The 14,743-nt window shown below is 73.8% G+C and carries 13 protein-coding genes and 1 pseudogene; 6 read left to right on the forward strand and 8 right to left on the reverse strand.

What is annotated here, in order from left to right; translation table 11 throughout:
- The 4 genes and pseudogenes from AMK27_RS32755 to AMK27_RS32770 all read left to right on the forward strand — a co-directional run.
- Positions 1-871, forward strand: a pseudogene (locus AMK27_RS32755) (hypothetical protein); the annotation flags it as partial.
- A gap of 26 nt (positions 872-897) precedes the next feature.
- Positions 898-2,463 carry a GT4 family glycosyltransferase PelF gene (gene pelF / locus AMK27_RS32760; RefSeq protein WP_073916645.1) on the forward strand — a complete coding sequence of 522 codons (1,566 nt, stop codon included), beginning with the start codon at positions 898-900 and terminating at the stop codon, positions 2,461-2,463.
- Positions 2,460-4,043, forward strand: a complete 1,584-nt coding sequence (locus AMK27_RS32765; protein WP_073916648.1) for a hypothetical protein — start codon at positions 2,460-2,462, stop codon at positions 4,041-4,043. Before pelF ends, AMK27_RS32765 begins: the two co-directional genes overlap by 4 nt.
- 12 nt (positions 4,044-4,055) lie before the next feature.
- Positions 4,056-4,673, forward strand: a complete 618-nt coding sequence (locus AMK27_RS32770; RefSeq protein ID WP_073916650.1) for a spherulation-specific family 4 protein — start codon at positions 4,056-4,058, stop codon at positions 4,671-4,673.
- A gap of 34 nt (positions 4,674-4,707) precedes the next feature.
- On the opposite strand, the gene AMK27_RS32775 is transcribed toward AMK27_RS32770, so the two are convergent.
- Positions 4,708-5,472, reverse strand: coding sequence for an adenosylcobinamide-GDP ribazoletransferase (locus AMK27_RS32775; protein ID WP_241847675.1), 765 nt, complete (start codon positions 5,470-5,472; stop codon positions 4,708-4,710).
- 76 nt (positions 5,473-5,548) lie between these two features.
- On the opposite strand from AMK27_RS32775, the gene AMK27_RS32780 reads away from it, so the two are divergent.
- On the forward strand, positions 5,549-6,316 hold the full coding sequence (locus tag AMK27_RS32780) for a hypothetical protein (RefSeq protein ID WP_073916654.1): 768 nt from the start codon (positions 5,549-5,551) through the stop codon (positions 6,314-6,316).
- Here AMK27_RS32780 and AMK27_RS43120 read toward each other — a convergent pair.
- From AMK27_RS43120 to AMK27_RS32800, 4 genes are all read right to left on the reverse strand, one after another.
- Entirely contained in the window at positions 6,253-6,966 is a 714-nt protein-coding gene (locus AMK27_RS43120; protein WP_198955975.1) for a hypothetical protein, read from the reverse strand. The two genes, AMK27_RS32780 and AMK27_RS43120, sit on opposite strands and share 64 nt — an antisense overlap.
- Complete coding sequence (locus AMK27_RS32790; protein ID WP_073916655.1) at positions 6,963-8,726, reverse strand: phosphatidylglycerol lysyltransferase domain-containing protein; 1,764 nt, start codon at positions 8,724-8,726, stop codon at positions 6,963-6,965. Before AMK27_RS32790 ends, AMK27_RS43120 begins: the two co-directional genes overlap by 4 nt.
- Before the next feature lie 107 nt (positions 8,727-8,833).
- Entirely contained in the window at positions 8,834-9,910 is a 1,077-nt protein-coding gene (cobT, locus tag AMK27_RS32795) for a nicotinate-nucleotide--dimethylbenzimidazole phosphoribosyltransferase (protein ID WP_073916656.1), read from the reverse strand.
- Between the two features lie 45 nt (positions 9,911-9,955).
- Positions 9,956-11,158 carry a bifunctional adenosylcobinamide kinase/adenosylcobinamide-phosphate guanylyltransferase gene (locus AMK27_RS32800; protein ID WP_073916657.1) on the reverse strand — a complete coding sequence of 401 codons (1,203 nt, stop codon included), beginning with the start codon at positions 11,156-11,158 and terminating at the stop codon, positions 9,956-9,958.
- A 91-nt stretch (positions 11,159-11,249) separates the two neighbouring features.
- On the opposite strand from AMK27_RS32800, the gene AMK27_RS32805 reads away from it, so the two are divergent.
- On the forward strand, positions 11,250-11,456 hold the full coding sequence (locus AMK27_RS32805; RefSeq protein WP_073916658.1) for a hypothetical protein: 207 nt from the start codon (positions 11,250-11,252) through the stop codon (positions 11,454-11,456).
- Positions 11,457-11,794: 338 nt separating this feature from the next.
- Here the strand turns inward: AMK27_RS32805 and AMK27_RS32810 are convergent, their stop codons facing one another.
- The 3 genes from AMK27_RS32810 to AMK27_RS32820 form a co-directional block, all read right to left on the reverse strand.
- The gene (locus tag AMK27_RS32810; RefSeq protein WP_073916659.1) at positions 11,795-12,877 is read right to left on the reverse strand and encodes a S1C family serine protease; all 1,083 of its coding nucleotides are present in this window, start codon (positions 12,875-12,877) and stop codon (positions 11,795-11,797) included.
- Between the two features lie 151 nt (positions 12,878-13,028).
- Entirely contained in the window at positions 13,029-13,805 is a 777-nt protein-coding gene (locus AMK27_RS32815; protein ID WP_198955976.1) for a class I SAM-dependent methyltransferase, read from the reverse strand.
- Between the two features lie 65 nt (positions 13,806-13,870).
- Positions 13,871-14,473 carry a DUF3043 domain-containing protein gene (locus AMK27_RS32820; RefSeq protein WP_055599508.1) on the reverse strand — a complete coding sequence of 201 codons (603 nt, stop codon included), beginning with the start codon at positions 14,471-14,473 and terminating at the stop codon, positions 13,871-13,873.
- Positions 14,474-14,743: the final 270 nt, after the last annotated feature.

A 14,743-nucleotide genomic window follows, 5' to 3' on the forward strand; every position in this document is an offset into this window, starting at 1 on the left:
CCGCGCCGAGCTGTCCGCCCAGATCCGCGACAACCACAACTGGGCCGTCCGCAAGGGCATCTCCGTCGACCGCTCCGAACTCGTCACCGGCGAGCACTCCGGCCTCAGGACCCTGCCCCAGCAGCCCGTCGACAACCCGAACCTGGCCGGCGCCCTCGCCGACAACGGCGTCAAGTGGACCGGCAGCGACAACTCCCGCGAGCCGCAGCAGCGCGCGGTCGGCACCGCGTCCGGCGCCGCCAAGACCGTGCCCCGCCACCCCATGAACGTGTACTACAACGTGGGCACCGCCGCCGAGATGGCCGACGAGTACAACTGGATCTACACCTCCCGCGCCGACGGCGGCAGCGGCATCTGCGAGTCCAACCCGGCCTCCACCTGCCTGCCCGCCCCGCTCCCCACGGCCACCGGCTACGCCGACCACATCGTGCCGCAGGAAGCCCGCACCGCCCTCTCCCACGTCCTCGGCAACGACCCCCGGCCGCACTACGTGCACCAGTCGAACCTCGCCGAGGAGCGGCTGCTGTACCCCGTCCTCGACCGGGTACTCGCCGACTACCGGGCCCTGTTCGCACCCAGCGCGCCGCTGGTCAACCCGGCCCAGCGGGACGTCGGCACCGAACTGACCCGCCGCGCCGCCTGGGACCAGGCGCTCGCCGCCGGAAAGGTCACCGCCTACCGCATCGGCACCGCGGTCACCGTCAAGGCCCCCGCCGGCGTCACCGCGCCCGTCACCGCCCCCGAGGGCACCCGCAAGCGCCTCGCCCTCGGCACCGCCGCCTTCGGCACGCCGTACGCCGGGACCCGCTCCGCCTGGACCGCGCCCGAACCGCTCCAGACCAGCGTCACACTCACACTGCCGACCGCCTGACCGGCACGTTCTGGGGGGAACCGCACATGCCGAGCAGTGGCCGTCACGTCACCATGCTCACCGAAGGCACCTACCCGCATGTCCACGGCGGCGTCAGCACCTGGTGCGACCAGCTCGTCCGCGGCATGCCCGAGGTCGACTTCGAGATCCTCGCCCTCACCGGCAGCGGCCGCGAACCCGTCACCTGGGAGCTGCCGTCCAACGTCACCCGGCACACCGCCTACCCCCTCTGGGGACTCCCGCAGGGGCCGACCGCGCCCGGCCTGTTCGCCGCGGCACGCCGGCCCCTGCGGGGGCGCGAGCGCCGCCGCTTCCTCGACACCTACGAGCGGCTGCTCCTCGCCCTCCTCGACCCGGAGGCGGGCTACGACTTCGGCACCAGCCTGTACGGGCTCGCCGAACTCGCCCGGCAGGGCCGCCTGACCCACGCGCTGCGCTCCGAGGCCGCCCTGCGCTCCCTGATGTGGATCTGGACCATGCCGCACCTGCCGACGCTCGCGGCCCGGCCCACCGTCCACGACGCGCTCACCGCCACCGACCTGCTCGAACACGCCCTGCGGCCGCTGGCCGCCCGGATAGCCGCCGACGGCGTCGCCCACGCCGTCTCCAGCGGCCTCGCCACCCTTCCCGCGCTCGCCGCACAGCACTTCGAAGGGGTGCCCTTCCTGCTCACCGAACACGGCATCTACCTCCGCGAGCGCTATCTCGGCTACCGCACCGAGGCGCAACGCTGGCCCGTCAAGGCCCTCATGCTCGGCTTCTACCGCGAGCTCAACACCCTCGGGTACCGCAAGGCCGACCTCATCACCCCCTGCAACCAGTACAACCGGCGCTGGGAGGAGCGCGGCGGCGCCCCCGCCGACCGCATCCGCACCGTCTACAACGGCGTCGACCCGGCCCTCTTCCCCGAGGCCGGGCCCGAACCCGAGACGCCCACGCTCAGCTGGTGCGGGCGGGTCGACCCCATCAAGGACCTCGAAACCCTGATCAGGGCGTACGCCATCTGCCGTGCCGAACTGCCCGCGCTGAGGCTCCGGTTGTTCGGCCCGGTCCCGGCCGGGAACGAGGACTACCTCACCCGTCTGGAGAAGCTCGCGGCCGAACTCGGCGTCGCCGACGGGATCACCTTCGAGGGCCGGGTCTCCGACGTCCCCAGCGCCTACGCGGCCGGCAGCGTGGTGATGCTCTCCTCCATCAGCGAGGGCTTCCCGTTCTCCCTCATCGAGGCCATGTCCTGCGGCCGCGCCACCGTCTCCACGGACGTCGGCGGGGTACGGGAGGCCGTCGGCGACACCGGGATCGTCGTCCCGCCCCGCGAACCGGCCGTGATGGCCGCCGCCGTCACCGAACTCCTCCGCGACGGGGCCCGCCGCGCGGAACTCGGCCGGCTCGCACGGCAGCGGGTCGTCGACCGGTTCACCCTGCACCGTTCGGTGGACGGATTCCGCCGGATCTACCGCGAACTCGCGGGCGACCGGGTCCGCCCCGCGGCGCGCCCGGTCCCGGCCTTCACCCCCACCCCCCTCCGCCTGAGCATCCCCGCCCCGCGCCGTGCCTCCACGGCCCTCGTACCAGGAGGCACCCCGGCATGAGCGGCTCGCTCTGGCTCAAGCCCCCGGCCACGCAGACCCCCCTCCCCGCGATCCCGCGGCCCCGACGCGAAGGAAGCGCGGGGCGCGCCACGACCCCGCCGGCCGACCGGCCCGCCGGGGCGCCGCCCCCCGGCGGACACCCGACGGGGGGCGGCACCCCCACCGGAGGAGCCTCCATCGGAGAGGCCCCCACCGGAGGCGCTCGCACCGGAGGAGCCCTCACCGCTACCGAAGAAGCCCTCACCGGAGGCCCCCTCGCCGACGATCCGCTCGACGAGCTCACCGCACGGCTCGGGGGGCTCGTCGCCGTCGCCGTGCACCCCGACGAGATCGCCGCCGTCCTCGAGTCCGACGGCATGACCGACGACCACATCCGGCTCACCTACGGCCGCGCCGACTCGTTCGCGCTCGCCGAGGACCTCTACGCGCGCGTGGAGCGCCGCCACCCCGCCCCGGAGGCGCCACCCGGAGGCGCCTGGCACAGCGGGCTCGCGGACTGCCTCCTGCGCGGGCTCGTCTTCGCCCTGCCCGGACTCGCGTACGTGCTCGCCGCGCCCCTGCTCGCCGGGGAGCAGGGCCGGTTCGGACTCCCGGGCGGAACGGTTCCGCTGCTCGCCGGGGCCGTCACCGGCTGGGTCTGGAACCAGAGCCTCGCCCACCGCGCGTACACCTGGCTGGGTCTCGGCGACCGGCCCGCCGCCGCCCGCGCCCTGCTCCTGGGGGCCCCGGCGGGCGCCCTCGCCGGTACGGTCGTCGCCCTCGCGGCGGCCGCTCCCGGCGAGACCCCCGCGGCCCTGTTCGCCGCCGGGCAGTCGGTCTATCTCGCCGCCGCCACCGTGCTCCTGGTCCTCGGCCGGGAACGGGCCCTGCTCTGCGCCCTGGCGCCGCTCGCCGGAGCCGTCCCCGCCTTCCGCTGGGACCTGCCCGACCTCCTGCGCGCCGGCCTCCTCCTCACCGCGCTCGGCGCGAGCGTCGTCTTCGCCGCGCTCGTCCTCCGGCCGGGCGCCCGGCGCGGCGCGGCCGGACGCGGCGGCCCCCCGCGCGCGACCTCCCTCCCGTACGGCCTCTTCGGCCTCGGCAGCGGTCTGCTCGTGCTCCACGCGGGCATCGGCGACAGCCTGGTCAGCGGTGCGGGCGCCGTCATCGCGCTCACCCTCTCCATGGGGCCCGCCGAGTGGCTGCTGCACCGCTTCCGGGGCGGCAGCCTGACCCGGCTGCGGACCCTGGCCACCGCGCGGCAGTTCCGCCGCGCGGTCACCGGCACCCTCGTGCTCTGCCTCGGCGGCTACCTCGGCGTGCTCGTCACGCTCACCGCCGCCGTGACCCTGGCCTGGCCCGGGGCGCCCTGGCCGACGCCGCCGCGGCTCGTCACCCTGCTCCTGATCGGGACCGTGCTCTGGCTGGGGCTGCTGCTCCAGGCCTTCGGGGCGGTGCTCAGCGCGGCCGCCGTCTGCCTGTCCGCGGCAGCGGCGCAGACGCTGGAACCCGCGGCGGGCCCGGTGGCGGCCGGGGGAGCGGCGGCCGTGCTCGCCGTCCTCACCGGTGTCCTGCTGGTACGACCGACCGCCCACCGCGTCTAGGGGAACCGTCCCGTGAATCGTTTCCTCCTGGTGCCGTTCTACGAGCACCCGGCCGACCGGCCCGAGGCCTGGTCGGCTCTCGTCGACGCGGCACCGTCCCTGTACGGCGTCGTCGTCAACCCGGCGAGCGGCGCGGGCGAGGCCCCCGACGCGGCGTTCGCGGAGGCCGCCGGCCGGCTGCGGGCGGCCGGGGTGCGGCTCCTCGGCTACGTCGACACCGCCTACGGGCGCCGCCCGCACGCCGAAGTGGTCACCGAACTGCTCCGCCACCGCGACTGGTACGGCACCGACGGCGCCTTCCTCGACCAGGTGTCCACCTCGCCCGACGCCCTCGCCCACTACCGCCGGGTCGCGGTCGCGGCCCGGTCCGCGGGTGCGGCGACCCTGGTGCTCAACCACGGCGCCCATCCCGATCCGGGCTACGAGGAGTTCGCCGACCTCGTCGTCACCTTCGAGGGACCCTGGGACACCTACCGGACGCTCGACCTGCCGGTCGCCGCCCACTACTGCCACTTGGTCTACGCGGCTCCGCCCGACGTCCGCCCGGTCACCCCGGTGCACTGCGCCGTCCCCGGCACCGGCGCGCACCCCTGGGGCACCCTCCCGCACCTCCCGGAGCCCGTCCGCTGAGGCCGGGCGGGGAGCGCGGGCCGCGGCACGGCGGTCAGCCCAGGGCGAGCGCCACCAGCGCCGTCGTCGCCGCCGTCTCCTCCACCGCGCCGAACACGTCCCCCGTCACCCCGCCGAACCGCCGTACGCACCGGCGCAGCAGCGCCGCCGCCGCGCCCAGGGCCGCACCCGCCGCCAGGACGTTGTGGAGCGCGTCGTACGGGGAGAGCAGCAGACCGGAAGCGGCGCAGAGGGCCAGGACGACCGCCGTCGAGAGGGTCGCGGACCGGACCGGTACGGTCGCGGCGACGATCGCGCCGAGGCCCTCGGGCCGGGCCGCGGGGACGCCGTGGCGGGAGGCGTGGGTGAGGGCGAGCCGGGCGACGGTGGCGGCGAGGGCGGCCCCGACCGCGCCGTGCGCCCAGCTCTGCCCGTACAGCTCGAAGAGTGCGGCGACCTGGGCGAGCAGCACGAGGAGCAGCACGATGACGCCGAACGGGCCGACGTCCGACTGCTTCATGATGCGCAGCGCGTCCTCGGCGGGCTTGGCGCTGCCGAGACCGTCCGCGGTGTCGGCGAGGCCGTCGAGGTGGAGGCCGCGGGTGAGGACGGCGGGCACGGCGGTGGAGACGACGGCGGCGAGCAGCGGGCCCGAGCCGAGTGCGAGGAACGCGCCGCCGAGCCCGGCGGCGAAGAGTCCGACGGTCAGACCGGCCAGCGGGGCGCAGAGCATGCCGGCGCGCGCCGCGTCCCGGTCCCAGCGGGTGATGCGGGCGGGGAACACCGTGAGGGTGCCGAAGGCGAAACGCAGGCCGTCCATCCGGGCAGGGTAATCGCCGCCTCCGGACGGTAGATTGCGCATACCGGGCATTCCGCGTATTCCGGAACGGGGTGGCATGGGTCACTGGTTCTCCCGCAACATCGTCGAGCCGGGCAAGCTCCCGATGCTTCTCGCGCTGACCTCGTTCATCGTGACGTTCCTGGTCACGAGGACCATCGTCCGCCTCATCCGGGCGGGGAAGGGGCCCTTCGGGAACGTCTCCTCGGGCGGGCTCCACATCCATCACGTCGTACCGGGCGTGGTCCTCACCGTCATCGGCGGTTTCGGCGCGGTGGGCAGCGACCGGCACGGCTTCGGCGCCGCCCTCTTCGCCGTGGTCTTCGGCATCGGCGCGGGACTCGTCCTGGACGAGTTCGCGCTGATCCTCCATCTCGACGACGTGTACTGGTCCGACGACGGCCGCAAGAGCGTCGAGGTGGTCGTCCTCACCGCCGCCCTGGTCGGGCTCACCCTGAGCGGCTTCTCACCCCTGGGCGTCGACGACATGACCGCCGACGAACGCCAGGACCGGCTCACCTTCATCCTGACCCTCGCCCTGAACTTCCTCCTCATCCTGATCACCCTGGTGAAGGGGAAGTTCCGGATGGCGGTGATCGGCACCCTGATCCCGTTCGTGGCGATCGTCGGCGCCGTCCGGCTGGCCCGCCCCGGCTCCTGGTGGGCCCGCCGGTTCTACGGGCGCCGCCACCGGGCCCGGGCCCGCTCCAGGATCCGCACCTACCGCCACGACAAGCGCTGGACCAGGATCCGGCGCCGTGCTCAGGACTTGATCGGCGGCTTCCAGGAGCGGGTCCCCGGACGGGGCGGCTCCACGCCCTCCTGACCGCGCCCGCGCCAGGCCTGGATCCCCATCAGGACGAGGACCCCGGCGATGGCCGCCAGATGCTCCTTGCCCGCCAGGTTCGGCTTGACGACCACCTCGACGACCATCGCCACGACCACGAGCGCGCCGGTCCACCGGGCCCCGTACCGCCAGCAGACGTAGACGGCGAGGCCCACCACGGCCGCCGACGGCCCGGTGTCGTGGACCAGCGCGTCGGAGGCGGGCAGCCCGAACGGGTTGTCCGGGCCGAGCGCGATGCCCACCCGCGCGTACAGCGTCCCGCAGAGGGTCGCCAGATAGGCGACGGCGAGGGTGCGCCACCGGCCCAGGCAGATCTCGGCGATGCCGAAGACCAGCAGCACCTGTGCGAGGGCGCCCCACACGGGCAGGTCGAGCGCGGGCACGAACAGCGAGAGCGGGGTCCGCAGCAGCGCCAGCCAGAACGGGTCCTCGGCCCGTACCGAGCCGATGTTCTGGACCGGCCGATAGCCCCATTCCTGGTTCTGCACCACCTGGAAGAGGGCGGTGAGGCAGACGGCGGCGAGCGTCATCGGGACCGCCCGCCACCTCTTCGTGACGAGCGCCGCGCGCACGGTGAAGAACAGCGGGCCCCACTCGCGGTGGGCGAACTCCCGGAGGGCGCGGGTCAACGGCCGCTCTCCAGATGCCGGCGGTGCATCCACTTCGGCAGCCCCGGGGCCTCCAGGAACCCCTCGGCGCGACCGGCCGCCAGGCCGATGCGCAGCAGGTCCGCACTCTTCTCGAAGAGCATGAATCGGGGCTCCCAGATCGGTCGGTACTTGGCGTTGGCGCGGTACAGCGACTCGATCTGCCACCAGCGGGAGAAGAAGCTGAGCAGGGAACGCCACATGCGCAGCACGGGTCCCGCCCCGAGCTTCGAGCCACGTTCGAAGACGGACCGGAACATCGCGAAGTTCAGCGAGACCTGAGTGATCCCGATCTCCTTGGCCCGCTGCAGGAGTTCGATGACCATGAACTCCATCAGGCCGTTCTCCGACTCGCGGTCCCGGCGCATCAGGTCCAGCGAGAGCCCCTTCGGGCCCCAGGGGACGAAGGACAGCACCGCCCGCAGCTCACCTTCCCCATCAGTGCACTCCAGCATCACGCACCGCCCGTCCCGCGGATCGCCGAGCCGGCCCAGCGCCATCGAGAAGCCGCGCTCGGTCGCCCCGTCCCGCCAGTCGTCGGCCTTCCGCAGCAACTCGGCCATCTCCTCGGCCGGGATGTCCTCGTGACGCCGGATCCGGACCTCGTACCCGGCCCGCTTGACCCGGTTGAAGGCCTGCCGGACCGTACGCATGGCCCGCCCGTCCAGGGTGAACTCGTCGGTCTCCACGATCGCCTCGTCGCCCAGCTCCAGGGCGTCCAGACCGTGCCGGGCGTAGATGACCCCGGCCTCCTCGCTCGCGCCCATCACCGCCGGGATCCAGCCGTGCTCGCGCGCCTCGGCCAGCCACGGTTCGATGGCCCCGGGCCAGGCCTCGGGGTCGCCGATCGGATCGCCCGAGGCGAGCGAGACCCCGCCGACCACCCGGTAGGTGACGGCCGCCTTCTCGCTCGGCGACCACACGACGCTCTTCTCGCGGCGCAGCGCGAAGTAGCCGAGCGAGTCGCGGTCCCCCTGCTTGTCGAGCAGGGCCCGCAGCCGCTCCTCGTCCTCCTCGGTCAGCGGGTCGGTGGCCCGGCGGGAGCGGAAGGCGGCGAAGAGCACCGCGAACAGCAGCAGCGTGGAAAGCACGTTGATGGTGACGTCCACCCAGCCGGGGGTGGTGATCCCGGCGAACCGCGAGTCGTCCGAGGCCAGCGTGATCAGCCGCATCACGCCGTACCGCCAGCGCTCCAGGAAGTCGGAGTGGGCGGTGGAGGTGTTGGTGACGGTCACCAGCACGGCCGCGAGCAGCGAGGTGACGAGCAGTCCGCCGACCGCGACGATCGCGGCGAGCCACGGGTTGGAGCGGTCGCCCTTCGCGTAGAACTCCTTGCGGCCCAGCACCAGCGCGAGCACGAACGCGGCGGTCAGGGCCAGCGAGATCCAGTTCTGGGCGTGCTGCCGGATCTCGGGGAAGAACATCACCAGCGCGAAGAGCAGCAGGAAGAGCCCGCCGAGCACCATGTTGAGGATCCACGCCGCCCGCTTGCGCCGCCGCATGGTGATCGCCAGGAAGAGCGTGAAGACCCCCGAGGCGAAGCCCGCCGTGAGCATGTACGGGGTGAAGTAGTTGTCCTCGTTGTGGCGGCGCAGGTCCTGCCCGAAGGAGACCCAGACGGCACTCAGGAAATTGATGAACGTGACGACGCGCAGGTACCAGACGGCGAACGCGGCGCTGCGCCGTGAACGGGCGGTCGTGCCCCGGGGTGCGGCTTCGACAGGCAAGCGGACTTCTCCCATGAAAAGCGATCATATGGGGCAGTGCTTGCCGTACGGAGACGCCGGAGACGGCCACGCGCGCGTCGCGCGTGACCGCCTCGGAGTCGGTCGTTCCTGTCCCCCCGCTGTCAGGCCTCCGCAGCGCCCTCGTCGTCCGGAGTGGTCGGATCCGGACGCTCGGGCAGCTCCGCGGCGAACGCCGCCGCGGCCTTGACGAGGGGGAGTGCGAGCAGTGCCCCGGTTCCCTCACCCACATGGACGCCGTGGTCGAGCAGAGGGTTGAGCGCCATCCGGTCCAGCGCCTTCGCCTGCGCCGGCTCCCCGCTCACCTGGCCCGCCAGCCACCAATCCGGCGCCCGGAACGCCGCACGCTGCGCCACCAGCGCGCACGCCGCGCCCACCACGCCGTCCAGGATCACCGGCATCCGCCGCACCGCGGCCTGCAGCAGGAAGCCCGTCATCGCCGCCAGATCCGCCCCGCCGACCGCCGCCAGCAGCTCCAGCTGATCACCCAGGACCGGCCGGGCCCGCCGCAGCGAGTCCCGGATCGCCGCGCACTTCCGCATCCACGCCAGATCGTCGATCCCGGCGCCGCCCCGGCCCGTCACCACGGAGGCGTCCGTCCCGCAGAGCGCCGCGATCAGCGTGGCGGCCGGCGTCGTCCCGCCCACGCTCAGATCCCCGAGCACCACCAGATCGGTGCCCGAGTCCGCCTCCTCGTCGGCGATCGCGATCCCGAGCCGGACCGCCGCCTCGGTCTCCTCGACCGTCAGCGCGTTCTCCACGTCGATCCGGCCGCTGCCGCGCCGCACCCGGTGGCGTACCACCTCGGCGGGCAGCAGCTCCGGGTCGCAGTCCAGACCCGCGTCCACGACCCGGACCGGCACCTCCGTCGACCGGGCGAGGACCGCGATCGGGCTCGCCCCGTCCAGGACCGCCCGCACCAGCTCGTACGCGGTGCCTGCCGGGCGCCCCGACACATCGAGCGAGGCCACCCCGTGGTCGCCCGCGAAGAGCACCACCTTCGGCTGCTCGATCGCCCGCACCTTGACCGAGGCCTGCGCGGCCGACAGCCACTCACCGAGCTCGTCGAGCCGGCCGAGCGCCCCCGGCGGCACGGCCAGCCGCTCACGGCGCTCTTCGGCGTCACGCCGGATCCCGCCGTCGGGGCGCTCGATCAGATCGGAGAAGTCGTCCAGATTCACGGGTTTCCGCCTTGTGGATCAGCGAGGGCCATCGGTGCTGGCACCCTACCCGCGCAGCACGAGCGCCTGACCGGCGACCACGAGGACGACCTCCTCGCACTCGTCCGCGAACGCCGCGTTCAGCCGGCCCAGCTCGTCACGGAAGCGGCGCCCCGCCGCCGTCGCCGGCACCACGCCCGAGCCGACCTCGTTCGTCACGGCCACGACCCTACGACGGGTCGCCCGCACCGCCGCCACCAGCTCGGCCGTCCGCTCGCGCAGCGCGCTCTGCCCACCGGCCGCCCACGTCTCGTCGTCCCAGGCCCCCACCCGGTCCATGGCGTCCGTCAACCACAGCGACAGGCAGTCGACGAGCAGCGCCTGCCCGTCCCCTTCGAGCAGCGGTACGAGGTCACAGGTCTCGGCCGTACGCCAGGACGCCGGCCGCCGCTCCCGGTGCAGGCCCACCCGCTCCGCCCACTCCGCATCGCCCTCCCGGCTCCCGCCCGTCGCCACGTACAGCACCTCGGGGAAGGTCTCCAGACGCCGCTCGGCCTCCACCGACTTCCCCGACCGGGCCCCGCCCGTCACCAGCGTCCGCCGCGGCACGTCCGGCACCTCGTGGTACTCGCCCACGTACAGCGTCGTCCCGTCCGGCACCGCCCGCGCACCCGCCGCCGCGAGCCGCCGGTCCAGCTCCGCGCCGGTCGGGGCGTCGTGGTCCAGGTGCACGGCGACGACATCGGTCGCGGGCCCGACGGCCCCGGTCGCCCGCAGCCGGGCCAGCGCGTCCGGCCGGCCCGTCACATCGGCGACCACCATGTCGTACGGCACCCGGTGATCGTCCGGAAGCCCCGCGGGGGACCCGCCCGGCGGCAGGTAGAGCAGCGTCTCGCCCTCGGCCGAGGTCACCTCGTACCCGGTGCCGGGGGAGTCCATCGGCACCGCCCGCACCCGGTGCCCGGAGATCAGCGTCAACTCCCGTCCGTCCGGCACCCGCCCGGCGGTGGGCAGCCCCGCGGGCACCTCCACCGCGGGCCCGTCGTGCGGATGGGTCAGCAGCACCTGCCGCACCCCCACCAGCGAATGCCCCGACCGCGCGGCGGCGAGAGCGGCCCCCGGGGTCAGATCGAGCAGCAGGGCCCCGTCCACGAGCAGCGCCGTCGCGGCGCGCACCCGCGGCCCGCGGGAGAGCGCGCACACGGCGCAGGAGCAGTCGGGACGGGGCAGTCCGAGCGGGGCACCGGTGCCGAGCAGAGTCAGTTCCACCCTCAGATCCTCCCGCGCCACCGCGAGCGGTGCGCGCCCGGCTACTCTGCGGGCAGGAAACCGATCATCCGGTGAGCGCCAGGAGGCGGACATGGCATGGACGTGGCGGTTCGAGAAGTCCGACGGCACGGAGGTCGAGCCGGTGGTGACGCCTGAGGAGTTCACCACCCAGGGAGACGCGGAGAGCTGGATCGGCGAGAACTGGCGGGACCTGCTGGGCGGCGGCGCGGACCAGGTGACGCTGTCGGAGGACGGGACGAAGATCTACGGCCCGATGCCCCTGAACGCAGAGTCCTGACCCACCCGTCCCAAGGGGTGCGGGCCCCACCCCGCACCCCGGCCGACCGCCCGGCACCCACTCCGCCCACCCCGCCCACCCCGTTGTGGGCAGTCGTTCCGCTGGGGCGGAACGGGTGGGCACAACGGAACGGCGCCCGTTGCCGGGCCTAGGCTTCCGCGCCTTGACCCGCACCCTGTTCGCGCCGAGCTAGGGGTGCGGGTTCAGGCACAAAGGGCGGGGGCGCCGCCGAGCGCGCCGTCCCGTGTGCCCACCCGTCCCGCCCTGCGGGACGATTGCCCACACGGCGGGGTGGCGGGGGAGGCGGGCGGCGGCGGGTCTCGGGGCCGTGGCCCGGGCTACATCTCGCCCAGCGTCACCTTGGCCTCCCGCGTCGCCGTCCCCCGGACGTACGTCACCGTCACCACCTCCCCCGGCTTCCGCGAGGCCAGCGCCTCCGACAGCGACGTGATCGTCGTGACCTCCGCATCCCCCAGCCGCGTGATCACATCCCCGGGCTTCAGCCCCGCCCGGCCCGCCGCCCCGTTCGCCGGTGCCTCGACCACCGCCACGCCCGCCGGCTCGTAGTCGTCGTTCAGGACCGTACGGCCGGTGATGTTCAGGGCCGCCCGGCCCGAGTCCGTGACCTTGCCGTTCTTGACGATCTGGTCGGCGATCGTCCGTACCATCGACGCGGGGATCGCGAACCCGATGCCGGCGGCCGAGCCGCCGCCCATCTCCGGGTCGACCGCCGCGAGCGTCGGGATGCCGATCACCTCGCCGTCCAGGTTCACCAGCGCGCCCCCGCTGTTGCCGGGGTTGATCGCGGCCGACGTCTGGACCATGTTCGCGATGGTCGCGCCCGTGCCGCCGCCCGTCTGCCCCTCGCTGACCGTGCGGCCCGTGGCCGAGACGATGCCCTGGGTCACGCTGCCGGACAGGCCGAGCGGCGAGCCCATGGCGAGCACGATCTGCCCCATGTCGACGGAGGCGGAGTCGCCGAACCTGGCCGGCTTCAGCCCCTGCGGCAGCGCGTCCAGCTTGATCACCGCGAGGTCCTGCTCGGGATACGAGGAGACGAGCCGCGCGGTGACCGGCTGCCCGCCCGTCGCGGCGGTCACCCTGAACGACGTCTCCCGGCCCACGACGTGCGCGTTGGTGACGATGTGGCCCTTGTCCCCGTAGACGACCCCGGACCCGAGGCTCTGGGTCGCGTCGATCTGCACGACCGAGGGCAGCACGTTCTTGATGACGGCCTTGTAGTCGTCCTCGAGGTCGTGGGCGGCGAGCGGCGCCGCGGCCTGCGTGGACCGCTCCGGCGCGGGCGTGCCTCCGCCGCCGGAGCAGCCGCCGACGAGCGCGGCGGCGCACACGGCGGCGGCCAGGGGCAGAAGGGGACGGGAAGCACGGGCACGGGGAGTTCGGGCACGGGTGGCGTCCATGTCCGGAGTATCCGTTTCGGCCCCGCCCCGGGCCCGGCGAGCGCACCCGATCAGGGTGTACGACCGCCGGAGGCGAAAGCAGCGCGAGCAGCGGCGGGCCCGTGTGCACGTGCACGCGCACGCCTGGCGCCACGCGAAGAGCGCCGCCCCCTCAGCCCCGTACCCCGCACAGATGCAGCAGCGCCGCCACCCGTCGGTACGGTTCCGTCCGTCCCGCCCGGTCCTCGGCGGCGAGCAGCCGGTCCAGTTCCTCGGCGGCCGGCAGGCCCGCCTCGGCCGGGACGCTGTCGGTGAAGACCCGCACCCCGTACCAGGCGTGCAGCGGCGCCGCGATCCCGGCCAGGGTCGCGGTCAGCGCGTCGAGGCGGTCCGCCCGTACCTTCACGCCGTTGTCGTCGGTGTAGACGTCCGAGTCGAAGCCGGTCAGCGCGCCGGACCAGTCGCCGGCGAGCCCCGGCCGCATGGAGAGGGCCTCCGCGTTCCGCACGACCAGCGAGAGGAGCCCTCCGGGGGCGAGCATCCGGGCCAGCCCCGCGAGCAGCGCGTCGGGCTCGTCCGCGTACATGAGGACGCCGTGGCAGAGGACCACGTCGAAGCTGCCGGGGAGGAAGTGCACCCCGGTCTCGCGGCCGTCGCCCTCGATCAGCCGGACCCGCTCACGGATCCCGGCGGGTTCGGTCGCCAGCGACTCGCGGGCGGCCTTCAGAAGGTCGGGATCGGCTTCGAGGCCGGTCACCGTGTGGCCCGCGCGGGCCAGGCGCAGGGCCTGCGTGCCCTGGCCCATGCCGGCGTCGAGGATGCGGAGCCGCTGTCCCACGGGATAGCGGCTCGATATCTGCTCGTCGAGCTGGCGCGCGACGAGCTCCTGGCGGATCGTGTCGCGCAGCCCGCCGGAACCGGCGGGCCAGTGCACGACCACGGGCAGCACGGGACCGCCCGATTCCGACGTCGCGGCACCGAAGGTGCGCTCGACGGACTCCGAACTGTCGGCGCTCAGGGCCGCTCTCCGCGCTTGACCTGCGGCTTCGGCAGTCGCAGTCGGCGCATCTGGAGCGTACGCATCAGACCGTAGGCGATGGCGCCGCGCTTCGGCTCGTTCGGGAAGCGCTCGTTGAGCTGCTTCCGGAGCCGGATCCAGATGCCGACCGAGTCGATGACGATCAGGATGATCACACCGAGCCAGAGGAGCAGCGAGATGTTCTGCAGCGACCGGTTGGCGTTGCCGAACAGCGACAGCACCAGGATCACCACGGCCATCGGCAGGAAGAACTCGGCGATCGCGAACCGCGAGTCGACGAAGTCGCGCACGAAGCGGCGGACCGGCCCCTTGTCGCGGGCCGGCAGGTAACGCTCGTCGCCACTGGCCAGCGCCTCGCGCTGACGGGCGAGGTCCGAGCGGCGGGCCTCGCGCTGGCGCTTGGCGGCCTCCTTGCGGTCGGTCGGCACCGTCGCGGCGCGACGGCGCTGGGTCTGCGCCTCACTCCGCTTCGGGGTCGGGCGGCCCTTGGGGGCCTCGGGGTCGCGGGGCTGCTTGGAAAGGTCCGCCGTCACCTTGTCGGTGGGGGCCTTCTCGTCCTTCGAACGGCTACGGAACACAAAACCCAAGGGTACGGGGTGGCGGGCATGAACCCCATGCCGGGCGGGAACGATCCGCTAACAGAGTGCGTCTACGGCGGTACGTACGCAGGACAGGCGTGGTTTCCCCTAGATCCATCTACTCCCTGCGCGGGAGGGGAAGCCGGGCGTAGTCGTCCTTGGGGAGGAGCGCATCAGGCTCCGAACAGTGCGGTAATGGAGACAGGGCCCGTACTGTGGATCCTGTCGAAGAGCTGGAGCCGAAGTCCGTCAGAAGGGGGCGCGCGAAGC

Source organism: Streptomyces sp. CB02009, assembly GCF_001905825.1.
GTDB lineage: Bacteria > Actinomycetota > Actinomycetes > Streptomycetales > Streptomycetaceae > Streptomyces.